The organism is Sphingomonas flavalba (assembly GCF_047553045.1).
Classification (GTDB): domain Bacteria; phylum Pseudomonadota; class Alphaproteobacteria; order Sphingomonadales; family Sphingomonadaceae; genus Sphingomonas_L; species Sphingomonas_L flavalba_A.
In genome coordinates, this window is the sequence record NZ_CP180208.1 from 57651 (window position 1) to 81122 (window position 23472).

At 68.3% G+C, this 23472-nt stretch carries 17 protein-coding genes and 1 tRNA gene; 14 read left to right on the forward strand and 4 right to left on the reverse strand.

Annotation, left to right across the window (positions count from 1 at the left end; genetic code table 11):
• The first annotated feature begins 2 nt into the window (after nt 1-2).
• Nucleotides 3-2600 carry an aminopeptidase N gene (gene pepN, locus ACMT1E_RS00335; RefSeq protein ID WP_414901469.1) on the forward strand — a complete coding sequence of 866 codons (2598 nt, stop codon included), beginning with the start codon at nt 3-5 and terminating at the stop codon, nt 2598-2600.
• A gap of 77 nt (nt 2601-2677) precedes the next feature.
• Here the strand turns inward: pepN and dmeF are convergent, their stop codons facing one another.
• Complete coding sequence (gene dmeF / locus ACMT1E_RS00340) at nt 2678-3676, reverse strand: CDF family Co(II)/Ni(II) efflux transporter DmeF (RefSeq protein WP_414901471.1); 999 nt, start codon at nt 3674-3676, stop codon at nt 2678-2680.
• 25 nt (nt 3677-3701) lie between these two features.
• The gene (hppD, locus tag ACMT1E_RS00345; protein WP_414901472.1) at nt 3702-4781 is read right to left on the reverse strand and encodes a 4-hydroxyphenylpyruvate dioxygenase; all 1080 of its coding nucleotides are present in this window, start codon (nt 4779-4781) and stop codon (nt 3702-3704) included.
• 125 nt (nt 4782-4906) lie between these two features.
• On the opposite strand from hppD, the gene ACMT1E_RS00350 reads away from it, so the two are divergent.
• Together ACMT1E_RS00350 and trxB are read left to right on the forward strand one after the other, a co-directional pair.
• Nucleotides 4907-6991, forward strand: coding sequence for a TonB-dependent receptor (locus tag ACMT1E_RS00350; protein WP_414901474.1), 2085 nt, complete (start codon nt 4907-4909; stop codon nt 6989-6991).
• Nucleotides 6992-7093: 102 nt separating this feature from the next.
• The gene (trxB, locus tag ACMT1E_RS00355; protein WP_414901475.1) at nt 7094-8068 is read left to right on the forward strand and encodes a thioredoxin-disulfide reductase; all 975 of its coding nucleotides are present in this window, start codon (nt 7094-7096) and stop codon (nt 8066-8068) included.
• Nucleotides 8069-8239: 171 nt separating this feature from the next.
• On the opposite strand, the gene ACMT1E_RS00360 is transcribed toward trxB, so the two are convergent.
• Nucleotides 8240-9088, reverse strand: coding sequence for a methyltransferase domain-containing protein (locus tag ACMT1E_RS00360; protein ID WP_414901477.1), 849 nt, complete (start codon nt 9086-9088; stop codon nt 8240-8242).
• A gap of 42 nt (nt 9089-9130) precedes the next feature.
• Between ACMT1E_RS00360 and ACMT1E_RS00365 the strand changes: the two genes are divergently transcribed.
• The 5 genes from ACMT1E_RS00365 (at nt 9131) to ACMT1E_RS00385 (ending at nt 11577) form a co-directional block, all read left to right on the forward strand.
• Nucleotides 9131-9859 (forward strand): double zinc ribbon domain-containing protein, encoded by a 729-nt coding sequence (locus tag ACMT1E_RS00365; protein WP_414901479.1) that lies wholly within the window; start codon nt 9131-9133, stop codon nt 9857-9859.
• A 32-nt stretch (nt 9860-9891) separates the two neighbouring features.
• Entirely contained in the window at nt 9892-10149 is a 258-nt protein-coding gene (gene grxC / locus ACMT1E_RS00370; protein ID WP_414901480.1) for a glutaredoxin 3, read from the forward strand.
• A 7-nt stretch (nt 10150-10156) separates the two neighbouring features.
• Entirely contained in the window at nt 10157-10981 is an 825-nt protein-coding gene (locus ACMT1E_RS00375; protein ID WP_414901482.1) for a carbon-nitrogen hydrolase family protein, read from the forward strand.
• Entirely contained in the window at nt 10978-11424 is a 447-nt protein-coding gene (locus ACMT1E_RS00380) for a DUF1178 family protein (RefSeq protein WP_414901484.1), read from the forward strand. The genes ACMT1E_RS00375 and ACMT1E_RS00380 overlap by 4 nt, the downstream gene beginning before the upstream one ends.
• Nucleotides 11425-11500: 76 nt before the next feature.
• Nucleotides 11501-11577 (forward strand) — tRNA-Arg (locus tag ACMT1E_RS00385).
• A gap of 20 nt (nt 11578-11597) precedes the next feature.
• Here ACMT1E_RS00385 and ACMT1E_RS00390 read toward each other — a convergent pair.
• On the reverse strand, nt 11598-13295 hold the full coding sequence (locus ACMT1E_RS00390; protein WP_414901486.1) for a DUF885 family protein: 1698 nt from the start codon (nt 13293-13295) through the stop codon (nt 11598-11600).
• Between the two features lie 538 nt (nt 13296-13833).
• On the opposite strand from ACMT1E_RS00390, the gene ACMT1E_RS00395 reads away from it, so the two are divergent.
• The 6 genes from ACMT1E_RS00395 to ACMT1E_RS00420 all read left to right on the forward strand — a co-directional run bounded on the left by ACMT1E_RS00395 (nt 13834) and on the right by ACMT1E_RS00420 (nt 23451).
• Complete coding sequence (locus tag ACMT1E_RS00395) at nt 13834-16596, forward strand: TonB-dependent receptor plug domain-containing protein (protein WP_414901488.1); 2763 nt, start codon at nt 13834-13836, stop codon at nt 16594-16596.
• An 83-nt stretch (nt 16597-16679) separates the two neighbouring features.
• On the forward strand, nt 16680-18932 hold the full coding sequence (locus ACMT1E_RS00400) for a prolyl oligopeptidase family serine peptidase (protein WP_414901490.1): 2253 nt from the start codon (nt 16680-16682) through the stop codon (nt 18930-18932).
• Nucleotide 18933: 1 nt separating this feature from the next.
• Nucleotides 18934-20607 (forward strand): DUF885 family protein, encoded by a 1674-nt coding sequence (locus tag ACMT1E_RS00405; protein ID WP_414901492.1) that lies wholly within the window; start codon nt 18934-18936, stop codon nt 20605-20607.
• An 8-nt stretch (nt 20608-20615) separates the two neighbouring features.
• A complete protein-coding gene (locus tag ACMT1E_RS00410) occupies nt 20616-21095 on the forward strand; it encodes a DUF3830 family protein (RefSeq protein WP_414901494.1) in 480 nt (159 codons plus the stop codon).
• A gap of 12 nt (nt 21096-21107) precedes the next feature.
• Nucleotides 21108-22007 (forward strand): bile acid:sodium symporter family protein, encoded by a 900-nt coding sequence (locus tag ACMT1E_RS00415; RefSeq protein ID WP_414901495.1) that lies wholly within the window; start codon nt 21108-21110, stop codon nt 22005-22007.
• Nucleotides 22008-22149: 142 nt separating this feature from the next.
• On the forward strand, nt 22150-23451 hold the full coding sequence (locus ACMT1E_RS00420) for an NAD(P)/FAD-dependent oxidoreductase (RefSeq protein WP_414901497.1): 1302 nt from the start codon (nt 22150-22152) through the stop codon (nt 23449-23451).
• Nucleotides 23452-23472: the final 21 nt, after the last annotated feature.

Here is a 23472-nt window from a genome sequence, read left to right on the forward strand (position 1 = left end):
GCATGTCTGACGCCCCGCTATCGCCCCCCGCCCCGATCGTCGTCCGGCGAGAGGATTACCGGCCGCCGGAATGGCTGGTGCCGGAGGTTGCGCTCGACTTCGACCTCGACCCGGCGCTGACCCGGGTGAAGGCGGTGCTGGCGGTCCGGCGCAACGCCGGCGACGGGCCGCTGCGGCTGGACGGCGGCGGGCAGCAGCCGCTGGCGGTGCGGGTCGACGGCGCGAAGGCGGAATGGCGGATGGAAGGCGACCAGCTGGTCATCCCGCTCGCCGGGGAAGCGCATAGCGTCGAGACCGAGGTCGAGATCGCGCCAGAGACCAATACCCAGCTGATGGGGCTGTATGCGTCGGGCGGGTTGCTGTGCACCCAGTGCGAGGCGGAGGGGTTCCGGCGGATCACCTTCTTTCCCGACCGGCCCGATATCCTGGTACGTTATCAGGTGAAACTCACCGCCGACCAGCGGCAATTTCCGGTGCTGCTGTCCAACGGAGATCGTGTCGGAGCCGGAATGATGCCGGACGGGCGGCACTGGGCGGAGTGGCACGACCCGTTTCCGAAGCCGGGCTACCTGTTCGCGCTGGTTGCAGGCGACCTGGCGGTCAACCGCGACAGTTTCACCACGATGAGCGGCCGGGTGGTCGAGCTGGGCATCTGGGTGGCGGAGGCGGACCTGCCGCGCACCGGCCATGCGATGGCGGCGCTGAAGGCGGCGATGGCGTGGGACGAGCGCGTTTACGGCCGCGAATATGATCTGGACGTGTTCAACATCGTCGCGGTCGCCGATTTCAATTTCGGGGCGATGGAGAACAAGGGCCTCAACATCTTCAACTCGCGCTATATCCTGGCCGACCCGGAAACCGCGACCGACGCGGATTTCGACGCGATCGCCGGTGTCGTCGCCCACGAATATTTCCACAACTGGTCGGGCGATCGGGTGACCTGCCGCGACTGGTTCCAGTTGTCGCTGAAGGAAGGCTTCACCGTCTACCGCGACCAGGAATTCAGCGCCGATATGGGCAGCGCCGCGGTCAAGCGGATCGAGGATGTCAGGGTGTTGCGCGCCGCCCAGTTCCCGGAGGACGCCGGACCGCTGGCACACCCGGTCCGCCCGGAAAGCTACATGGAGATCGCCAATTTCTATACGGCGACGGTGTACAACAAGGGCGCCGAGCTGATCCGGATGATGGCGACGATGCTGGGGCCGGAGCGGTTCCGCGCCGCGACCGACCTGTATTTCGCCCGCCACGACGGCACGGCGGCGACCTGTGAGGATTTCGTCGTCGCGATGGAGGAGGGCGGCGGTATCGACCTCAGCCGGTTCCGCCTGTGGTATACGCAGGCCGGAACGCCGCGCGTCGCCGCGTCGCTGACCCACGCGCCGGGGAGCGGCAAGGCGGTGCTGCGGCTGGCGCAGACGCTGCCGCCGACACCGGGCCAGCCGGACAAGCAGCCGCAGCCGCTGCCGCTGCGCGTTGCGCTGTTCGGCGAGGCGAGCGGCGCGCGGTTGTGCGACGAGCGGCTGGTGGTGCTGGACGAGGCGCAGGCCGAGGTGGTGTTCGACGGCATCGGCGAACGGCCGCTGCTGTCGATCAATCGCGGCTTTTCGGCGCCGGTGATCGTCGATACCGACCGTTCCGCCGCCGAGCTGGCGTTCCTGTCCGCCCATGACGACGATCCGTTCGCCCGTTACGAGGCGATGCAGCAGCTGATGCTCGACCGGCTGGTCGCGACGGTAAGCGGCGGCGACGGCGACCCGGCGCCGGTGGTGGCGGCGGTGCGCGCGACGATCGCCGACCCGACACTGGACCCCGCCTTCGTTGGCGAGGCGATCGTCCTGCCCAGCGAGGCGTTCATCGGCGACCAGCTTGCCAGCGTCGACCCCGACGCGGTGGCGCGGGCGCGCGACGGGCTGCGCCAGGCGATCCTCGACGGCATCGGCCATGGCGCCTGGCGGGCGCTGTGGGCGGCCAACCGCGACAATCGATACGAGCTGGACCCGCGTGCCAAGGGGCGCCGGCGGCTGAAGAATGTCGCGCTCGGCTATCTGCTGGCCGACGAGGCGCCGGATGCGGTGGCGCTGGCCGCCGACCAGTATCGCTATGCCGACAACATGACCGACCGGCTGGCGGCGCTGCAGTTGCTGGCCAGCACGCGCGGCGCGACCCGCGATGCGGTGCTCGCCGATTTCCACGACCGCTGGGCCGACAACGGGCTGGTCCTCGACAAATGGTTTACCGCGCAGGCGCTCAGCACCCGCGCCGATGTCGTCGAGCTGGTCGAGGCGCTGGCCCGCCACCCGGCCTTCACCCTGGCCAACCCCAATCGCGCCCGCGCGCTGATCGGCGCATTCGCGACCAACCAGCGTGGATTCCATGCCGCCGACGGCCGCGGCTACCGCTTCGTTGCCGACATGCTGATCGCGCTCGACCGGCTGAACCCGCAGACCGCGGCGCGGCTGGTGCCGCCGCTTGGCCGCTGGCGGCGGTTCGAGCCGGGCCGCGCCGCGCTGATGAAGGCGCAGCTGGAGCATATTCTGGCGGCGCCGCGCCTGTCGAAGGACGTGTACGAGCAGGCGTCGAAAAGCCTGGGGCCGGCTTAAAGCCTGTCCGCGTCAGGCGGGAACGGGCTGGTGCCGCTTGACGGGACAGGCCCCGGTTGCCGGCAGGGCCGGCGCGATCAGGCGCAGGCGTCTGGATCGGCGGGATCGTGCGCCTGCGCGCAGTGGGACACTTCGATCGTGACATGGCTGAGCCATGACAGCGGCGCGAGGCGGGCGCGGTAGGTGGCGGGCGGTTGCGGGTCGGCCGCGACCAGCGCGACGATTGCCGCATGGGCGCCCGGCCCGACCTGCCAGACATGGAGATCGGTGACGGTGACGTCGCCGGGCGCGGCGATCCGATTCGCGACATCGGCGATCCGGTCGGTTTCCGAGGCGTCGACCAACACCCGCGCGCAGTCGCCGAGCAGCCCCCAGGCCCAGCGGCCGATGACGATCGCACCGACGATGCCGACTGCCGGATCGAGCCAGAGCCAGCCGAACTGGCGGGCGCCGAGCAGGGCGAGGATGGCAAGGACCGAGGTCAGCGCGTCGGCGAGGACATGGAGATAGGCCGAGCGGATATTGCGATCCTCCCCATGGCCGCCGGCGGCGGGGACCGCGTGGGCATGGCCATGGGCGTGGTCGTGATGGTGCCCGTGCCCGTGCCCGTGCCCGTGATCGTCGCGCAGCAGCCAGGCGCTGACCAGATTGACCAGCAGCCCGAGCACCGCGACCAGCATCGCCTGGTCGAAGGCGATCGGGCCGGGGGTGACCAGCCGGGCGACCGATTCGGCGACGATGCCGAGGGCGACGACGCCAAGCAGGATCGCCGAGGTGAAACCGGCAAGGTCGCCGACCTTGCCGGTGCCGAAGGTGAAGCGCGGATCGCCGGCGCGGGTGCGGGCATAAGCATAGGCGGCGACGCTGATCCCCATGGCGCCGGCATGGGTGGCCATGTGGAAACCGTCCGCCAGCAGGGCCATCGACCCGGACAGCCAGCCCACCGCGATCTCGCCGACCATGGTGACGGCGGTCAGCACGACGACGATCAGCGTCCGCCGTTCATTGCGGGCATGGCTGGCCGGCAGGTAATGGTGACGGTGGCCGTGATCGGCCGCGCTATGCCCGTCGCGCATCAGCCGGCCGATGCTGGGTTTTCGGTCAAACAGGCTCCTTTGCCGGCAATACGCCGCGCCTGATCTGGTCGAGTTCGATCGATTCGAACAGCGCCTTGAAATTGCCTTCGCCGAAGCCGTCATTGCCCTTGCGCTGGATGATCTCGAAGAAGATCGGGCCGACCATGTTTTCGGTGAAGATCTGGAGCAGCAGGCCGCCGCCGGTTTCCGGCGCGCCGTCGATCAGGATGCGGCGCTTGCGCATTTCGCCGATGTCGTGGCCGTGGCCGGGCAGGCGCTGGTCGATCATGTCGTAATAGGTTTCGGGGCTGTCCTGAAACCGGATGCCGTTGGCGCGCAGCGCGTCGACCGTCGCGAAGATGTCGTCGGTTGCCAGCGCCAGATGCTGGATGCCTTCGCCCTTATATTCTTTCAGAAATTCCTCGATCTGCGAGTGTTCATCCTGGCTTTCGTTGAGCGGGATGCGGATCTTGTCGTCCGGCGCGGTCATCGCCTTGGACAAGAGCGCGGTCTGCTGGCCCTCGATGTCGAAATAGCGGATTTCACGGAAATTGAAGATCGTTTCGTAGAACGATGCCCAGTGGTTCATCCGGCCGCGATTGACGTTGTGGGTCAGGTGGTCGAGCGTGTGGAGGCCGACGCTGTTGGCGTCGCGTTCCGCGCCGGGTACCGGCCGGAAATCGATGTCGTAAATCTCGTGCGCGCCATAGCGGTCGACGAGATAGAGGTTGGAGCCGCCGATCCCCTCGATCGCCGGGATGTTCAGTTCCATCGGGCCGACGCGGCCCTCGATCGGCTTGGCGCCGCGCTTTACCGCCTCCTCGAACGCCTGCGTGGCGTCGTGGACGCGAAACGCCATCGCGTTGGCCGACGGGCCGTGGGCGTCGCGGAACGACGCGACCTGGCCGGCGCCGTCCATGTTGAGCAGGAAGTTGATGTCGCCCTGCGCGTAGCGGCGGACGTTCTTTGACCGGTGGGTGGCGATGTGGGTGAAGCCCATCGCGGTGAACAGGCTGGCCAGCGCCTCCGGATCGGGGCCGGTGAACTCGACGAATTCAAAGCCGTCGAGGCCGAGCGGGTTGGCGTGTGGAGTGGGTGTGGTCATTGGAAATCACCATGAAAACATGCTGTCATGGCCATTGACCTACCATCCGGCGCGGGGCACCGCAAACGGCGCTTGACATGTTATAAAATAACATGTGTGTGCGCGCTTCCGCAAGGGAGCAGCCCATGAAATCCGGTCTTTCGTTCGTTGCCGCGTCGATGCTTGCCGCCGTTTCACCGGCTGCTTTTGCCGCGTCCGCCGACGACCCGGGCCAGCCATCCGCCGGCGACCACCACGATGCGGCGCCGGAGATCGTCGTCACCGCCCTGTCGCGCAACCGCGGCGACCTGCTGTCGGGCACGTCGGTGCTGTCCGGCACCGCGCTGGCGACGGTGAAGCGCGCGACGATCGGCGACACGCTCGACCATCTGCCGGGCGCGAGCAGCAGCAGTTTCGGCCCGTCTGCCGCGCGGCCGGTGCTGCGCGGGCTGCAGGGCGACCGGGTGCGGGTGCTGACCGACGGCATCGGCGCGTTCGACGCGTCGGGCACCAGCGCCGACCATGCGGTGGCGATCAACCCGATGACCGCCGACCGGATCGAGGTGCTGCGCGGGCCGTCGGCGCTGCTCTACGGATCGGGCGCGATCGGTGGTGTCGTCAACGTCATCGATTCCCGCATTCCGCTGCGCGTGCCGGACGAGGCGGTCCACGTCCACCTCGACGGCGGCTATGCGAGCGCCGCCGACGAGCGCACGATGGCTGGTGCGATCGACCTGCCGCTGGCCGGGCGGATCGTCGTTCATGTCGACGGCAGTTACCTGAAGGCGAACGACATGCGCACCGGCGGTTATCTGCTGTCGGCGCCGCTGCGCGCGCAGGCGGCGGCATCGCCCGACGCGGATATCCGGGAGCTGGCGACGCTGAAGGGCAGGCTACCCAACACCGCGGCGCGGACCTGGGAGGTGGCGGCGGGCATCGCCTATATCGGCGACGGCGGCACGATCGGCCTGTCCTATGCGCGTCTCGACAATGTCTATGGCGTGCCGATCCGCTTTTCGCTGGACCCGGCGGGCGACGCGGAGGCGCCGCGCATAGCGCTGAAGCAGGACCGTTATGATCTGCGCGCCGAGGTCAATACCGGCGGCGGCTTCCTCGACAAGCTGCGGCTGCGCGCCGGTTATGGCGATTATGTCCACCGCGAGCTGGAACCGGACGGCGCCGTCGGCACGACATTCTACAATACCGGCATAGAGGGCCGGATCGAGCTGATCCAGGCGAAGCGCGGCGCGTGGAGCGGTGCGTTCGGCGGGCAGGTGGTGACCCGCGATTTCGACGTGGTCGGGGCGGAGAAGTTCCTGCCGAAATCGTCGACCGAGCAGGCCGGGCTGTTCACCGTCCAGCAATTCGACCTTGGCGCGGTCAAGGCGGAGGTCGGCGGCCGGATCGAGACGACCAGCGCCCGCGCCTATGCCGACGCCGCCATCGGCAACCCCGACCTGCGCCGGCGTTTCACCGCGCTGTCCGGGGCGGCGGGGGCGAGCCTGGCGGTGGCCGACGGCTGGCGCGCCGGCGTCAACCTGACCCATTCGGAGCGGGCGCCGACGGTGGAGGAGCTCTACGCCAACGGCCCGCACGGCGGCACCGAATCCTTCGAGATCGGCCTGCCCGGCGCGCGGCTGGAGCGCAGCAACGGTGCCGAGCTGACGCTGAACGGCAAGGGGCCGGGCTATTCGGTCGAGCTGTCGGGCTATTACAACCGCTTCTCCAACTTCCTCTATCAATTGCCGACGGCGGATATCGAGGACGGACTGCCGGTCTATGAAATGGCGCAGGGGCGGGCGACGCTCTACGGCTTCGAGGCGCAGGCGCAGGTCGACGTCGCGAAGGTCGGCGCCGGCACCGTCTCCGTCGACGGGGTCGCCGACTATACGCGCGCGACAGTGAAGGGCTTCGGCCCGGCGCCGCTGATCCCGCCGCTGCGCGTGCTCGGCGGCGTCGGCTATGACGACAACGCGGTCAACGCCCGGGTCGAGGTGGAGCATGTCACCGCGCAGGACCGGGTGGCGCCGCTGGAGACGCGGACGCCTGGCTTCACCATGGTCAACGCGTCGCTGGCGTGGAAGGTCGGCGGGCCGGGGGCGCCGCTCAGCCTGCGCCTGTCGGCCAACAACATCTTCGACGTCGAGGCGCGCCGTGCCGCGTCGCTGCTGAAGGATTATGCGCCGCTGGCGGGCCGGGACATCCGCGTCGGCGCGGCCGTGCAGTTCTGACCGGCCAGGGGGGCACGCGACACGACACCGGACGCGGTTGCCGAAGCGGGGGGGATTGCCTATCTCCGCAAGCATTCCTTCCCGCTTTGCAACGGACAGCGCATGAGCACGACGCACACCACCCGGATGCTGATTTTGGGGTCCGGCCCGGCCGGCCTTTCGGCCGCGATCTACGGCGCGCGCGCCGGCATGGCGCCGATCGTCGTGCAGGGCATGCAGCCGGGCGGCCAGTTGATGACCACCACCGATGTCGAGAATTATCCCGGCTTCCGCGATGTCATCCAGGGGCCGTGGCTGATGGAGCAGATGCAGGCGCAGGCCGAGCATGTCGGCACGCGGATGCTTTGGGACCAGATCGTCTCCGTCGATCTGTCGCGCCGGCCGTTCCGGCTGACCGGCGACGGCGGCGACGTGTATGAAGGCGACGTGCTGGTCATCGCCACCGGGGCGCAGGCCAAGTGGCTGGGGCTGGACAGCGAGAAGCTGTTGCAGGGCAAGGGGGTCAGCGCCTGCGCCACCTGCGACGGATTTTTCTATCGCGGCAAGAAGGTGGTGGTGATCGGCGGCGGCAACACCGCGGTCGAGGAAGCGCTCTACCTGACCAACCACAGCCAGGACGTGACGCTGATCCACCGCCGCGACAGCCTGCGTGCCGAACGCATATTGCAGGAGCGGCTGTTCGCCCACCCGAACATCACGGTGCTGTGGAACAAGACGGTCGACCGCTTCGTCGGCGCCGGCGATCCGGCGGTGCTCGTCGGCCTCGACCTGAAGGACACTCTGACCGGCGAGATCAGCCATATCGCCGCCGACGGCGGGTTCGTCGCGATCGGCCACAAGCCGGCGACCGAGCTGTTCAAGGATCATCTGGAACTGGATGCGGACGGTTATATCCGGGTCGAAACCGGGTCCACCCGCACCGCCATCCCCGGCGTGTTCGCCTGCGGCGACGTGATGGACAAAACCTACCGTCAGGCGGTGACTGCGGCCGGTACCGGCTGCATGGCCGCGCTCGATGCCGAACGGTTCCTGGCCGAGGCGGATTTCGAGGCGCAGCGCGAGCGGGTTGACGCCTGAGGGGGCTTCCCGGCCCGGCCGGTTCCTTGAGGACGGGCCGGAGATATTCGCGACTTTTCTGTCCATCCCGAGCGTAGTCGAGGGACGCACCCAGTCATTGTGCGTCCCTCGACTGCGCTCGGGATGGACGGGTTCGGGTAAGGGCTTGGTGGGTTCCGGGTTCGCTGGGGTTCAGTGTTTTGCCTTGAGTGCTTCGGCCAAGGAGGCGGTGGCGCTACCGCGGCGGGCGGGTTTCGGCTGCGACGGATCGGGCGCCCAGCCGGTCAGGTAGACGAGATCGAAGACTTCGGGCGTCCGGCCGTCCGCGTCCGCCTGTTCCGCGAAGGAAGCGAGGGCACGGGCGAGCTGGGCGCGGCCGAGCGGCGGGGCGGTGTCGGCCAGAACCGAGGTGGCGCCCATGCCGCGCAGATCGGCGGCGAGGCGGATCAGCGCGCCGTAGCGCACCGTCAGCCGTTCGCCGTCCGCGACCGGCAGGGCGAAGCCGGCGCGCATCAGCAGGTCGCCGGCGCCGCCGACATCGATCTGCGGGTGGATGCGGGCGGCGACATGGTCGCCGTCGCCCTCGAACATCGCGAGGCGCAGCCGCGCCAGGCTGCCGGCGCCGATGAAGGCGCCGAGGAACAGCCCGTCCGGGCGCAGGATGCGGCGGATTAGCGCCAGCGCGCCGGGCAGGTCGTTGACGCTGTCGAGCACGCCGACCGACAGGACGAGATCGACGCTGGCGTCGGCGAAAGGCAGCCGGTCTTCATCGCACTGCACGCCGCCGGCGGCGCGGGCGAAGGCGAAGCCGGCGTCGGCGGCGACGACGGCGGTGCCGGTCGCCCGCAGCCGGGCGATCAGTTCGGTGTCGGCGGCGCCGATGACCAGCGCCCGCGCGAAGCTGTGCTTGACCAGCGCCAGCCGGTCGAGCAGCTCGTCGCCGACCCGGCGAACCAGAAAATCATGGTCGGCGAAGCGGGCGGCGGCGCGGTCCCGCCTTTGGCGGCGGCGGCGGCGGTCGAACAGTTCGGCGGTGTCCATCGCCCGGCTTGTGCAGAAGCGGATCGGCGCCGACAAGGGGCGATGGCGTTGTTTCTCCAGCCCTTCGCCGCCGCCGTTGCCTTTGCGCTGCCGCCGCGCTGCCCGGGCTGCGGCGTTGTTGTCGACGCGGACCGGCGCTTCTGCGTCCGCTGCTGGCAGACGATGGATTTCCTGACCGGACCGGGCTGTATCACCTGCGGCGCGCCGCTGGCCGGACCGCCGGGGGGGCAATGCGCGCCGTGCATGGCCGAACCACCGGTGCATGACGGGGTTCGCGCCGCCGTCGCCTACGGCCCGATCGCCCGCGCGCTGGTGCTGAAGCTGAAATACGGGCGCAAGCCGGGGCAGGCGGCGCTGATCGCTGAGCATCTGGCCCGCCGGGTCGCGCCGGGCGAGGCGGCCCTGCTGGTGCCGGTGCCGCTCCACCGCTGGCGGTTGTGGGGGCGCGGTTTCAATCAGGCGGCGCTGATCGCCGGGCGGATCGGCGCGGCGACCGGCCTGCCGGTTGCACCGGAGCTGCTGCGCCGGGTGAAGCGGACGCCGCCGCTGCGCGGGCTGGGCCGGGCGGCGCGGGCGCGGGCGGTGCAGGGGGCGTTCCGCGCCGCGCCGGACGCGCGGCAGCGGATCGGCGGGCGCGCCGTCTATCTGGTCGACGACGTCTATACCAGCGGGGCGACCGCCAATGCCTGCGCCGCCGTGCTGAAGCGGGCGGGCGCGGCGCGGGTGACGGTGCTGTGCTGGGCGCGGGTGGTGCACGACGAGGGAGATTGACGACGGTGACGATCGCACGGCAAAGAGTCGGTATGGCTAAGGTGGAAATCTATACCAAGTTCGGCTGCGGCTATTGCGTGCGGGCCAAGGCGCTGCTGACCGCCAAGGGTGTCGCGTTCGAGGAATATGACATCACGATGGGCGGGCCACAGCGTGCCGAGATGCTGGCGCGGGCCAACGGCCGCACCACCGTGCCGCAGATCTTCATCGACGGCGCTCATATCGGCGGTTCCGACGACCTCGCCGCGCTCGATCGCGGCGGCAAGCTCGACCCGCTGCTCAGCGGCTGATCCGGCGATGCGCGCCGCCCTGTTCCAGATGACCAGCGGCATCGACCCTACCGCCAATGCCGTCGCGCTGGCGGAGGCGGTGGCGACGGCGAAGGCGGGCGGCGCCGACATGCTGTTCGTGCCCGAAATGGCCGGGCTGCTCGACAGCGACCGGGCGCGATCCGCCGCCCATATTGTCGCCGAAGCGGAGGACCCGGTGCTGGCGCGGGTGCGCGAGGCGGCGGCCGCCGCCGGGCTGTGGGTCCATATCGGTTCGCTGGCGCTGGCCGAGGGCGACGGCGGGCGACGGGTCAATCGCGGTTTCGTCATCGACGACGGCGGCGCGATCCGGGCGCGCTACGACAAGATGCACCTGTTCGACGTCGACCTGCCGAGCGGCGAAAGCTGGCGCGAATCGGCGGTCTATGCGCCCGGCGCCGGGCCGGTGACGGTGGCGACGCCGTGGGGGGTACTTGGCCTCAGCATCTGCTACGACCTGCGCTTTCCCGACCTGTACCGTGCGCTGACCGACGCGGGCGCGACGCTGCTGGCGGTGCCGGCGGCGTTCACCGTGCCGACCGGCCAGGCGCATTGGCACGTGCTGCTGCGCGCCCGGGCGATCGAGGCCGGGGCGTTCGTGATTGCCGCTGCCCAGTGCGGCACCCATGCGGACGGGCGGCGGACCTACGGCCATTCGCTGATCGTCGACCCGTGGGGGGCGGTGGTGCTCGACGCCGGGGAGCGGCCGGGCCTTGCCTATGCCGACATCGACCCGGCGCAGGTCGCGGCGGTGCGCGCGCGGGTGCCGGCGATCCGCCACCGCCGCGCGATAGGCCCGGTGGCGGCGGCATGATCGTCTTCGACCTGAAATGCGGCGACGGTCATGTCTTTGAAGCGTGGTTCGGCAGCAGCGCCGATTATGAGGACCAGCGCGGGCGCGGGCTGGTCGCCTGCCCGCTGTGCGGCGATCCCGATGTGGCGAAGGCGGCGATGGCGCCAAGGCTGGCGCCGGGCGACCGTGCCGCCGCCGCGCCGCCTTCGCCCGATGCCGGCGACCCGGCGGCCGCCCGGCGGATGCTGAGCGAGCTGGCCCGGATGCAGGCGCGGATGCTGGAAAAGTCCGACTGGGTCGGCGATCGCTTCGCCGAGGAAGCGCGGGCCATGCACCATGGCGAGCGTGACGAGCGCGCGATCCATGGCCGGGCGAGCGCCCGCGACGCCGAGGCGCTGGCCGAAGAAGGCGTCAGGGTTGCGCCGTTGCCGTTTCCGGTGACGCCGCCCGACCAGTGCAACTGACCCCCGCCCGGCGCCGGGCGGGGCGGCGAGAAGGGGGCTTGCCGCGAAAACGCCCGGACCCTAGGGCGGACGCCGGGCGCCCGTAGCTCAGCAGGATAGAGCACCAGATTCCTAATCTGGGGGCCAGAGGTTCGAATCCTCTCGGGCGCACCACCGGCCACCCGCCGGCGGCGTCAGGATGATTGCGCCAGCAGGGTCGACAGCGGGACGTGGTTCCAGAACCGCCGGACCTCGTCGTCATGGCCGGTCAGGTCATAACGCAGCAGCGAGACCGGCAGGCGGCCGGTGTTCATCAGATAGTCGTGGAACGCCCGGAGCGAGAAGGCGTCGCCGAGCTGGCGCTTGCGATCAACCAGGAGCTGCTGAAGCTGCATCGCCCCGATCGTGTAGGTCATGCCGTAGCCCGGCGGGCGGCGGATGTAGATGGCGGCGTCGACCCGGGCGACATTGTCGTCGAGATAGGGCGTCCATTCCTTCCAGAATGCCATGGTTTCGCCGACGGTCATCTGGTTGCGCTGCATCTTCACGTCGCCGATCGTCCGCGCGGCACGGAACAGGCCGAAGATGTAAATGAATTCCCGGGTGCGGGCGCGATCGTCGAACAGGCCGAGCTGGAGGGCGGTTTCTTCCAGATAATAGCCCCAGCCTTCTGTCCGGCCGCTGTCGCGGATGTGACGGCGGATCGGGTCGGTGACCCGCTGGCCGGTCATTCCGTCGAACCGGTGGCCGGGGAAGGTGGCGTGGAGGTGGTCGGGCGACGCGTCACGGAACTGGATCTGTTCCCAGAACATCGGCCCGTTCGGGCGAACGATCCACGGCGCGTTGAAGCCGACTTCCTTGTAGCTCGACGGAATATAGTCGGGGATCGAGATGATCTCCTCATCCTTCAGCCAGCCGCGGATCTTGGCGTCGGTGGCGGCGAGCTGCGCCTCATATTCCTCCGCCGAGCGGGCGAGGTCGAGTTCCGGCAGGTTGCGGTTGCGGTGCCGTTCGGTCGTGTAGTTCGCCCAGTGGCGGTTCAGCTCGCGCTCGGCGAGGGTGACGATCTGGTCCGAATCATACGGCATCAGCCGGACGTTGGTCAGGAACCAGTCATAGGCCGGCTTGCCGACGCCGGCGCGCGCCGTCATTCCCGGGCGGGCGGCGACCAGCCAGTCGCGGAACCCGGCGATCGCGCGCTGGGCGGCGTCGATGTCGCGGACCAGCGTCGGCTGGGTGGTGGCCGCGCGGCCGCGCAGATCGGCGAACCAGCCGATCAGCCCTTCCGGCTCCACCGCGCGGTAGGGCATGCCGTGGCCGACGCCGTCGCCGTGCGACAGGCTGTGGATCGCCAGATCGGCGTAATCGGCAGCCACCGAATCGAGGTTGACCCGCGCCTGCGCCAGATAGGCCGGGACCGCGCGCAAGCGGGCCTGGAACGCGGACAGCGCCGGGCCTTTCAGCGGCAGATCGGCATAGGCAAGCCGTTGTAGCGTGTCGATGTAAAGGCCGGGGTCGCGGGCCCATGGCTTGGTGACGTTCAGGGTGAAGTCGGCCAGGTCCATCTGGGCGCGGACCGCCAGATAGTCGACCTGCTGGTGCCGGCCCCAGCGCGCGACGGCGAAATCGGGAAGCTTCGCCTGGAAGGTGCGGAGTTCGGCGCGGCGCTGCGCGACGGCGGCGGGGCTGTAGTCGACGACGCCGTCGACTGCCTTTGGCGTATTCCATTCGGTGAAGGCGGCGAACAGGGCGACAAGCGCATCGTGGCTGCCATTGCCGTTGGGCGGGCCGGCCGGGGCGGCGGCGGCCGGGTTGATCGCGGCGGCGGCCGGGGCGAGGGCGGTGCCGCCGGCGAGCAGCGCCGCGGCGAGGATGAGCGAGGCCTTGCGCATGGTTCGTCTCCCGTTGCGCGACCGCGCCAAGACGTGGTCGCGCGTATTTAATACTAAAAACGCATGAATTTGGTTATGATGTGGTGATCGCCGATGGCGGTCAAGGGCCTTTCGCAGCAGGCCGGGGCCGGCGTGCCGGACTGCGGGCACCGGCAATATAGAAGCCGTCGGGAAGCCGGGTTGGTGCTGGTCGGTACGGTCAGGCAATAAAAGGAGCACTGTTATAACAATGGTATGGATATAGCCTGGGCGTTGGTGACGTGTCCCGGAGATGGCGGCGATGACCGCCGCCGTGCGAGGCGTATCAAAAATGCCACGTTTCAGATTTTTTACACCGGGCGATTGACGCCATCGGGCAATATAATCAAAATCACGCAACTGTTCACGGGATTTGAATGGCGATGCACGTCAGCGGCCCTGGCGGTCACAGGCGGCATACGCAGGTCTGGGGAGTTTAACGAACATGGGAATCAAGCGGGATATGGGCATTCGGGCAGGTTTGAAGGCCGGTTCGGCACTGTTTCTTTCGATGGCGGCGATGAGCGCGGCCATCGCGCAGGCGCCGGCGGATGACGATGACGGCGCGGCGATCGTCGTCACCGGATCGCGCATTCCGCGCCCCGACATCGTGTCCAACAGCCCGGTCAACGTTGTCGGCGCCGAAGAGATCAAGCTGGCCGCCACGGTCGAGAGCGAGCAGCTGCTGAACGCGCTGCCGCAGGCGGTGGCTGGTGCCGGTGCCCAGTCGAACAGCGGCAACGGGTCCGCGACGGTCAACCTGCGCAACCTGGGCACCGTCCGCACGCTGGTGCTGCAGAACGGCCGCCGCGTCGTCGGCGCGTCGCAGGACGGCGTCGTCGACCTGAACATGATCCCGCCGTCGCTGGTGTCGCGGATCGACGTCGTCACCGGTGGCGCCTCCGCCGTGTACGGGTCGGACGCGATGGCCGGTGTCGTCAACTTCGTGATGAAGGACGATTTCGAGGGCCTTGAGGTTGGTGGTTCCTACGGGATCAGCGACGAGGGCGATGCATCGCGTTACAACCTGGAAATGACGGCTGGCGGCAACTTCGCCGACGGTCGCGGCAACATCGTCTTCCACGGCAGCTATTATAACCGCGCCCAGGTGAAGGGCGCTGCGCGCGACCACGCCACCGTCTATCTGGCCGACGCCGTCGTCAACGGCGTGCCGAGCCTGATCCCGGCCGGCAACGGCGTGACCCCGCAGGGGACGATCTTCAGCCCGCAGCTCGTCGGCCTGACCGACCCCTACGGCAACACGATCGGCACCGCCGGCATCTTCTTCGCGCCGGAAGGCTGGCGCGCCTACCGGGCGAGCGACGGCTTCAACGACCGGCCGTACACCAATCTGCAGATGCCGATGCAGCGCTGGCAGGGCTCGGTGCTCGGCCATTTCGACGTGACCGACAGCGTCACCGCCTTCTGGGAAGGTTCCTACGTCCACAGCAAGATCAATTCGACGCTGGGCGCGGTGCCGATGAGCAGTTCCGGCTTCATCCCGGGTTTCCAGCTTGACCTGCGCAACCCCTATCTCGACCCGTCGCTGCGTAATTTCCTGAGCGCGAACATGGATGCGGACGGCGACAATCTGGTCCCGGTCAACATCAACCGCCGTCTGCTTGACGGCGGGTCGCGGACCAGCGACCAGACCCGCGATTTCTATCGCTTCGTCGTCGGGCTGAAGGGCGACCTGACCGACCGGCTGAAGTGGGAGGTCTTCTTCAATCAGGGCCAGACCAAGATCACCGACGTCCAGGGCGGCGGCGTGCTGATCGATAATTTCGCCAACGGCTTCCTGACCAACCCGGCCGACCCGTACAAGTGCGCGTCGGCGGACCCCAAGTGTGTCGTCCTCAATCCCTTCGGTCTCAATTCGCTGACGAAGGAGATGATGGACTATATTTACACCGACCTGACCAACATCACGACGATCCGCCAGAAGCAGGTCGGCGCGAGCCTGACCGGGTCGCTGTTCACCCTGCCGGCCGGCGATGTCGGCATCTCGCTGGGCGCCGAGTATCGCAAGGAAAGCTCGTCCTTCAATCCCGACCAGCTGTATGTGCAGGGCAAGGCGCTGTCGCGTTCGGCCGGGCTGAGCCCGACCGCCGGTTCGTTCGACGTCGCTGAGGTCTATGGCGAGTTGTACGTGCCGATCCTGGCCAACACGCCGGGCTTCGAACTGCTCGCTTTCGAGGGCGGTTTGCGCTTCTCCGACTATTCGACCGCCGGTTCGGTCTGGTCGTACAAGGCGGGCGGTGAGTACTCGCCGGTTCGCGGGCTGAAGCTGCGCGGCCTGTATCAGCGCGCGGTGCGCGCGCCGAACGTGGTCGAGCTGTATTCGGGTGCGACCAACACGGCGCCGCAGGCCGTCGACTTCTGTAACGCCGGCCCCGACCGTACCGCGCAGGAGCGTGATTTCTGCGTCAACACGCTTGGCGTGCCGGGCGCGGTGATCGACGTGTTCCAGCAGGAGAACCAGCAGATTCGCGCCATCACTGGCGGCAACCCGAACCTGCAGGAAGAAACGTCCGACACCTGGTCGGTCGGCGCGGTGTTCCGCCCCGATTTCCTGCCGGGTTTCCAGCTGACGGTCGATTATTACAACATCAAGATCAAGGACGCGATCGGCTCGTTCGGCGGCGGTCTGCAGGCAGTGATCACCGCCTGCAACGCCGACATGTCGCTCAGCAACGTGTTCTGCCAGCCGCTTCGCAACCGCACGCCGGACGGCCAGCTGTATGACGTGCCGTTGCTCAACGCCAATATCGCGCGGATGGAAGCGTCGGGCATCGACTACCGGCTCGACTATCGCCACAACCTCGGTTCGGCGGGCACGCTCAGCTATTATCTGGCTGGCACCTACCTGATCGACGCGATCACGCAGGGCAGCCCGATCGCCAACCCGGTGAACTGTGCCGGCTATATCGGCGGTGGCAGCTGCAGCACGGCCAACCCGAAATGGCGGTTCACCCAGCGGCTGACCTGGGGCACGGACAAGCTGCAGCTGTCCCTGCGCCACCGCTTCATCGGTTCGGCCAAGGACGGCCGGATCGCCGGCGCCAAGGCGTCGGGCGCAGCGATGCCGCAGCTTGCCCGTCCGAAGACCGGGGACGTCCACTATTTCGATCTGAGCGCCAATTACGACGTTGTGGAGAATTTCAGCTTCTTCGCGGCGATCGACAACCTGCTCGATCGGAACCCGCCTTACTACCTCTACGAGCGTGAAACCTACGACGCCATCGGTCGGCGCTTCACCGTCGGGTTCAAGGCGAGCTTCTGAGTGGAAATGTCCCGGCCGTGGCGGCATGGTGCCGCCACGGCCGGGGTGCCATCGGACGTTTATACAGGTTGAGGTTGCGCCAGATGGGTAAGGCAAGTCTATTCCGGCCGGGTCTGTTCCGGTCGGCCGGGGTGATGGCGGCGCTGCTGCTGTCGACGATGGCGGCGGCGCAGGACCGTCCGTGGCCCCATGCGCCGGTTCATGGCGGGGCGGCGGTGGCGGGCACGACGCTGTCGATCGATGCGCTTTACCAATACCAGAGCCTGATCGGCACGACGCCGGAAGGCTATAGCTGGACCCGCGACGGCGGCACCGTGCTGTTCCTGTGGAACGACGCGGGCTTCAGCTTTCGCGACATCTGGGCCTATTCGGTCCGCACCGGCAAGAAGACGCGGCTGACGTTCCTTGGCCGCGACAGCAAGCCGGAGGCCGAGCAGAAGGGCGTCGCCCAGGCGATCGCGCTCGACGGCAAGGGCCGGATTGCCTTCACCGTTGGCGGGCAACTGCACATTCGGGCTGCTGACGGCACGATCACGAAGGTCGAGACCGACAAGCAGGCGATCCGCAAGCTGGCGCTGTCGCCGGACGGCACGCGGCTGGCCTTTATTTCCGGCAACCCGGTCGACGCGCGCAATCGTGTGACGCTGGGCGGGGTGCTGTGGGTGCGCGATGTCGCCACAAATGGCGACAGTGCCGCGCGCCGCGTCGCCGGTGCCGACGATCCCAAGGTCTATATCAACGATTTCCAATGGTCTGACGACGGCAGGACGATCGCCTTCCAGCAGGGGGACGACCGCGCGATGCCGGAGCGCGATATCTATTATTACGCCAAGGGCGCGCTGCAGAATAATCGCGTCATCCGCGCCTTTCCGGGCGACGAGACGACCAAGGCGACGGTCGGCGTCGTCACCCTCGCCACCGGCGAGACCCGGTTTTTCGAGCGGCCCGAGGCGAAGGACCATATCTGGGATTACGGCCTGTCGGGCGATGGCAGGCGGCTGTTCGTCAGCGGCTCCGACATGGAGGCCAAGGCCCACACGATCTACGTCTATGATGTGGCGACCGGCGCGCGCGAGACTTTCTACCAGCTGCGCGAGCCGAAGCACCTGCGGCCCGACTGGAAGGTGGCGTGGGCGCCCGGAGACGACGGGCTGATCATCCTGACCGACCGCGACGGCTGGCTGCACCTGTACCACCAGCGCGCCGCGGGCGCCGCGCCGCGCCAGATCACCAGCGGCCAGTGGGAGGTCGAATCCTTCACCGTCGACCGCAAGGGGCGGCAGCTCTATTTCACCGCCAACGAAGCCTATATCCCGGAACGGCAGATCTATCGGGTGCCGGTTGCCGGCGGGGCGATCAAGCGGATCAGCGGCGCCGCTCCTGGCACGCACGAGCCGGTCTATTCACCCGATTTCCGTCATATCGCCGACTGGTACAGCAACGACGACACGCCGCCGGAACTGTACCTGATCGATACCGCGAAGCCGGGGCGTGCCGTGCAGGTGACCCGTTCGCCGCAGCCGGCGTTCTATGACCAGACCTGGGCCAATATCGGCTATGTCGAGTTCCCCAGCCATGTAGACGGCGTGCCGTTGATTGCGCGGCTGAGCCTGCCGGCGAATTACGACCCGGCGAAGCGTTATCCGGTTATCGTCGGATCGGTCTATTCCGACGCGGTTCGCAACCAGTGGGGCGGGCGGCGCGCCCACCCGACCTGGGGGCTGGACCAGTATTTCGTCGCGCGCGGGTATATTGTCCTGAACGTCAATATCCGCGGGTCCTGGGGCCAGGGGCGCGACCATAACCAGACCCAGTATCACAGCTATGGCGAAACCGACATCAACGACCTGGAGAGCGGCGTCCGCTTCCTTGTCGAAAAGGGCTATGCCGACCCGCGGCGTGTTGGCCTGTGGGGTTCCAGCTATGGCGGGCTGATGACGATCATGTCGCTCGCCAAGAAGCCCGGCGTCTATGCCGCCGGCATCGCCGGGGCGCCGGCGACCAACGTCTGGCACGCCTATCCGTCGCAGATGTGGATCATGGGGCCGCCCGACGGCCCGGACATGCCCGGCCGCTACGAGGCGCAGTCGGCGCTCTATCAGGCGCAGGGCATCCGCGACCCGCTGATGATCATCCACGGCACCCGCGACCCGGTGGTGCTCTATTCGGACACGATCGCGCTGGCGGAGGGGATGATCGGCCGCGAGCAGATGTTCGAGCTGGTGACATTGCCGGGGGCCAACCACGCCTGGGCGAGCGACACGCTGCCGCAGGCGCGGTTCGCATTCAAGAAAATGGTCGATTTCTTCGACCGCAACGTCCGGGACAGGAAATAGCATGTTGCGGCGCCTGATCACCGCCGTTGTGGGCGGCGCGATGCTGTTCGCCGCGCAGGCGGCGTCGGCGGAGGCCGACGTCCAGCGGCTCGGCGCCGAGTTCTGGGACTGGCGGGCGACGACCCAGCCGGCGACGAGCGACGACATCCCGCGTATCGTGCGGCCGGACAACTGGCTGCCCGACTGGTCGCCGCAGGCGGTTGGCGCGCAGCGGGCGCGGCTGGCCGCGTTCGAGGCGCGGTGGCAGGCGCTGGCCGGCCGGCCGCGCTCGGCCAGCGAGACGGTCGATTACCGGCTGGTCGGGTCGGCGCTGGCGCGGGTGCGCTGGGAACTGGACCATGTCGCCGCCTGGCAGCGCCAGCCGCATTTCTATGTCGCGCAGGCGCTGAACCCGATTTTCGAGCGGCTGCTGCCGCCGCCCCCGCTGGAGGCAGCGCGCATTGACGGCGTCATTCGCCTGCTTGGCAATGCGCCGGCGATCCTTGCTGCCGGCAAGGCCAATCTGACCGACATGCGCGGGCCGTTCGTCGACGTCGCGCTGGAACAGATCGCGGCGGTGCCGGCGAGCCTGAACGGGATGGTCGCCGGGATCGCGCCCGAAGCAACGCCGGCGCAGCGCCGCCGGCTGGACGCCGCGGCGGCGCGGGCGAACGCGGCCTTCGCCGATTTCGAAGCCTTTCTGAAGGCGCGCCGCGCCGGATTGTCCGACGCGACCGCGGTCGGCGGCGACAGCTATCGGTATTTCCTGGGCAGCGTTGCCCTCTACCCCTACTCGCCCGAGGAACTGCAGGTGATGGGGCGGCAGGAATGGGCGCGCGCCGTGCTGTTCGAGGAACTGGAGCGCAACCGCAATGCCGGTGTGCCCGAACTGCCGATCGGTGCGTCGATCGAAGCGGTGATCGCCCGGCTGAACGCCGACGAGCTGAAGGTCCGCGATTTCCTGCGCGTGAACAACCTGCTGACCGTGCCGGACTGGGCCGGGCATTACAACGCGCGGCCCTTTCCCGCCTATCTGGCGCCGATCGGCTGGCTTGGCCGCACGTTCGACCTGACCAGCCGGGTGCGTGTCGGCCAGGACGCGACCGTCTATCTGCCCGAACCGTCGCCGGCGCTTGGGTACTTCAACCTGTCGATCACCCGCGACCCGCGCCCGATCATCGTCCATGAAGGGGTGCCGGGGCATTTCTTCCAGCTGACGCTTGGCTGGAAGCACCCGAACCCGCTGCGCCGCCACTATTACGACAGTGGCGCCAACGAGGGCACCGGCTTCTACGCCGAGGAGATGATGCTGCAGGCCGGGCTGTGGGCCGACGCGCCCAAGACCCGCGAGATCATCTACAATTTCGCCCGGCTGCGCGCGCTGCGCGTCGAGGTCGACGTGAAGCTGGCGCTGGGCGCATTCAGCATCGCCGAGGCGGCCGACTATCTGGAACGGATGGTGCCGATGGACCGTGCCACCGCCGAAGAGGAAGCGGTGTTCTTCGCCGCGTCGCCGGGGCAGGCGATCAGCTACCAGATCGGGAAGCTGCAGACCGCCGAGTTCCTGGCGGAGGCGCGGGTGGCCGAAGGCAAGGCTTTCGACCTGAAACGCTTCCACGACTATCTGTGGCTGAACGGCAACGTACCCATCGCTCTCCAGAAGGAAGAGTATCTGGCGATGCTGGGCGGGAAATAGGGGAAGACATGCGTATCATCCGTCTGGTCGAGCCGCAGTCCGGCCTGTCCGCGCGCTGCCGGTTGCTTGACGATGTAGCGCCGCAATCGACGGCGTTCCTGTGGGACCTCGCCGAACGCAAGGCCGGGTTCGAGGCGATGCACGCGATCTGGACCGGCCCGGAAATTTCCGTGCCGATGCCGTCGAGCACGCTGCCCGCCGGCATGGCGCAGCCGCCGATCCCGGCCGAGAACGCCACCGCCTTTCCCGAAGCGGGCGACATCGTTCTCGCCTATCTCGCGGCGGGCAGCACCAAGGGGCTGCCGCCCGGGCCGTTTTACGACATCGGGCTGTTCTACGCCGGCGGTGGCCGGTTGTTGATGCCGTTCGGCTGGATTCAGGCCAATGTCTGCGCCCGTATCCTCGACGAGGATCTGGCGAAGGCGCAGGCCGATTGCCGCAGCATCCGGCGCAGCGGTGCCTGCACCATGACCATCGAAACCGTCTGAGGACCGCCGCCGATGACCTATGACCAACTGATGGCGTTGCTGGGCAACTGGCTGCTCCCCGGCTCGCTGGTCGCCATCATGGTGTCGATGGGCCTGTCGCTGACCGCCGCCGATTTCCGGCAGGTGTTCCGCAACAAGCGCGCCCTGATCTTCGGTGTCTGCTCAATGCTGGTGGTGCCGCCGCTGATCGGCCTGACCCTGGCGGTGACCGTTGCGCCGACGGCGGCGCTGGCGGTCGGTTTCGTGCTGCTGGCAACGACGCCGGGCGGGATGTTGTCGAACCTGTTCACCGACATGGCGGACGGGGACCTGGCGCTGTCGATGTCGATGACGCTGATCCTCAGCATGATCTACATTTTCGTCGTGCCCTTCTACGCGCATTTCGCGCTGCTCCATTTCATGGGGCTGGAAGCCGACGTGCAGGTGCCGCTTGCTTCGTTCTTCTGGGACATCTTCTCGATCACCGTGCTGCCCGCCGCGGTCGGCTTTGCCGTCCGGCGGTGGCGTCCGGATTTCGCGATCTGGTTCAAGCGCTATCTGAAGAATGCCGCGACGATCGTGCTGTTCAGCTCGTTCGGCGTGATCCTTTACGATCAGGTGCCGGTGCTGCGCGAGAATCTGGGCGCGCTGTTCTGGATCACCGTGGCGCTGAACCTGATCATGGTCGTGGTGGTGATGTCGATCGTCCAGTTCGCCGGGTTTACCCGCCGCGAGAATGTCGCGATCGGCATCGAGCATCTGATGCGCCAGGAGGGCACGGCCATCTTCATTGCCGTGACGATCGTCGGTAACAACGAGATGTCGTTGCCGATGATTATGAACACCCCCGTCGCGCTCTGTTTCGTGCTGCTGTTCGTCGCCGTGGCCCGGCGAACCGGGCGGCCGGAGTCGGGCAGTCCAGCCACACGCTGAAGCATAGCAGGATAAGGCGCCCGCCGACCGGGCGCCGAGGAAAGTTCGCAGTCATGACTTTGTTCCCAGTAATGGGCGCCGCGGCGGAACTGCTCCCCCCGGTTGCGACCCGTGCCCCTTTCGGCGCCCCGGTGGAGCGGTGATGCAGCGCCGACCCTTGCTTGCCGTCGGGCGCGGCAATGGCGTGACCCAGCCGTTGTGGACGGCGACCGCGGCACCGGGACCGGCGCTGTCCGCCCTGTCCGGCGTGGTCGACACCGACATCCTGATCGTTGGTGGCGGCATTGCCGGCATGGCGACGGCGTTGCACCTGGGCGAACGCGGCCTGCGCGTCGCGCTGGTCGAGGCCGGGCAGCCCGGCGACGGCGCCACCGGGCAAAGCGGCGGGCTGGTCGCGCCCGATTATATCCGTCATTCGCCGGAAACCGCCCGCGCGCTGTTCGGCGCGGAAGCGGGCGAGCGGCTGACCGGGATGATCGGCGGTTCCGGCCGGCATGTGTTCGACCTGATCGACCGGCTGGGCATTGCCTGCGACGCGCGCCGCGACGGTTTCTATACCCCCGCCCATACCGAGGCGCTGGCCGACAACCAGCGGGAATATGCCGCACAGTGGCGCGCGCGCGGGCATGATGTCGCCTTCATCGACGGCGACGAGGCCCGCCGGCTGTTCGGCGCCGACCGTTATTGCGGTGCGCTGCGCTTTGCCGAGGGCGGCAGCCTCAACCCGCTGGCCTATGTGCGTGGCCTGGCGACGGCGGCGGAACAGGCGGGCGCCCGGCTTTTCGCCAACAGCCCGGTGCGCGCGCTTGAGCGCCGCAGTGACGGCTGGACCTGCCGGACGCCGGGCGGCACCATCCGCGCCGCGCGGGTGGTGCTGGCGGCGAACGGTGGCAACGCCGCGCTGCACCCGGCGATGCGGCGGACCACTTTGCCGCTTCACGTCTTCCAGTTCGCGACGGCGCCGCTCGACCCGGCGCAGCGCGAAGCCATCCTGCCGGCCGGCGGTGGCTTCACCGACAAGCTGCCCTATCTGTTCACCGCCCGGATCGACGGGCATGGCCACCTTGTTTCCGCCTTTCCGGCGTCGTTCATGGTCAGCGGCAATGCCCGGCTGTACCGCGAGGCGCGGCGGCGTCTGGCGCAGCATTTCGCGGTGCTGCCGGCGGCGGAAATCGCTTTCCTCTGGCGGGGGCTGGCGCGGGTCAACACCTCTTTCCTGCCGGAAATCTATGACCTGGGCGACGGCGCGATCGCAATTCAGGCGTGCAACGGGCGCGGTATTGCGACGAACAGCGTGCTGGGCGCGGAAGTGGCCGCTTTCCTTGCCACCGGCGACGAGGCCGCGCTGTCGGTCCAGCCGCGCAGTCCCGCGCCGATCCGTTTCCACGCCGCCGCCGCGCTGCTGCCGAAACTGCTGATGTCGATCGCCTATCTGTCCAACTGAGCCGCGTCGGAAAGGAGCCGT

What these genes read in the sequence shown, in the direction of transcription:
- ACMT1E_RS00415 (WP_414901495.1), top strand. Translation starts at nt 21,108, where the DNA reads ATGACCTATGACCAACTGATGGCGTTGCTGGGCAACTGGCTGCTCCCC.
- ACMT1E_RS00380 (WP_414901484.1), top strand. Translation starts at nt 10,978, where the DNA reads ATGATCGTCTTCGACCTGAAATGCGGCGACGGTCATGTCTTTGAAGCG.
- ACMT1E_RS00400 (WP_414901490.1), top strand. Translation starts at nt 16,680, where the DNA reads ATGGGTAAGGCAAGTCTATTCCGGCCGGGTCTGTTCCGGTCGGCCGGG.
- dmeF (WP_414901471.1), bottom strand. Translation starts at nt 3,676, where the DNA reads ATGCGCGACGGGCATAGCGCGGCCGATCACGGCCACCGTCACCATTAC.
- trxB (WP_414901475.1), top strand. Translation starts at nt 7,094, where the DNA reads ATGAGCACGACGCACACCACCCGGATGCTGATTTTGGGGTCCGGCCCG.
- hppD (WP_414901472.1), bottom strand. Translation starts at nt 4,781, where the DNA reads ATGACCACACCCACTCCACACGCCAACCCGCTCGGCCTCGACGGCTTT.
- ACMT1E_RS00405 (WP_414901492.1), top strand. Translation starts at nt 18,934, where the DNA reads ATGTTGCGGCGCCTGATCACCGCCGTTGTGGGCGGCGCGATGCTGTTC.
- ACMT1E_RS00350 (WP_414901474.1), top strand. Translation starts at nt 4,907, where the DNA reads ATGAAATCCGGTCTTTCGTTCGTTGCCGCGTCGATGCTTGCCGCCGTT.
- ACMT1E_RS00360 (WP_414901477.1), bottom strand. Translation starts at nt 9,088, where the DNA reads ATGGACACCGCCGAACTGTTCGACCGCCGCCGCCGCCGCCAAAGGCGG.
- ACMT1E_RS00390 (WP_414901486.1), bottom strand. Translation starts at nt 13,295, where the DNA reads ATGCGCAAGGCCTCGCTCATCCTCGCCGCGGCGCTGCTCGCCGGCGGC.
- ACMT1E_RS00420 (WP_414901497.1), top strand. Translation starts at nt 22,150, where the DNA reads ATGCAGCGCCGACCCTTGCTTGCCGTCGGGCGCGGCAATGGCGTGACC.
- ACMT1E_RS00365 (WP_414901479.1), top strand. Translation starts at nt 9,131, where the DNA reads ATGGCGTTGTTTCTCCAGCCCTTCGCCGCCGCCGTTGCCTTTGCGCTG.
- ACMT1E_RS00395 (WP_414901488.1), top strand. Translation starts at nt 13,834, where the DNA reads ATGAGCGCGGCCATCGCGCAGGCGCCGGCGGATGACGATGACGGCGCG.
- ACMT1E_RS00375 (WP_414901482.1), top strand. Translation starts at nt 10,157, where the DNA reads ATGCGCGCCGCCCTGTTCCAGATGACCAGCGGCATCGACCCTACCGCC.
- grxC (WP_414901480.1), top strand. Translation starts at nt 9,892, where the DNA reads ATGGCTAAGGTGGAAATCTATACCAAGTTCGGCTGCGGCTATTGCGTG.
- ACMT1E_RS00410 (WP_414901494.1), top strand. Translation starts at nt 20,616, where the DNA reads ATGCGTATCATCCGTCTGGTCGAGCCGCAGTCCGGCCTGTCCGCGCGC.
- pepN (WP_414901469.1), top strand. Translation starts at nt 3, where the DNA reads ATGTCTGACGCCCCGCTATCGCCCCCCGCCCCGATCGTCGTCCGGCGA.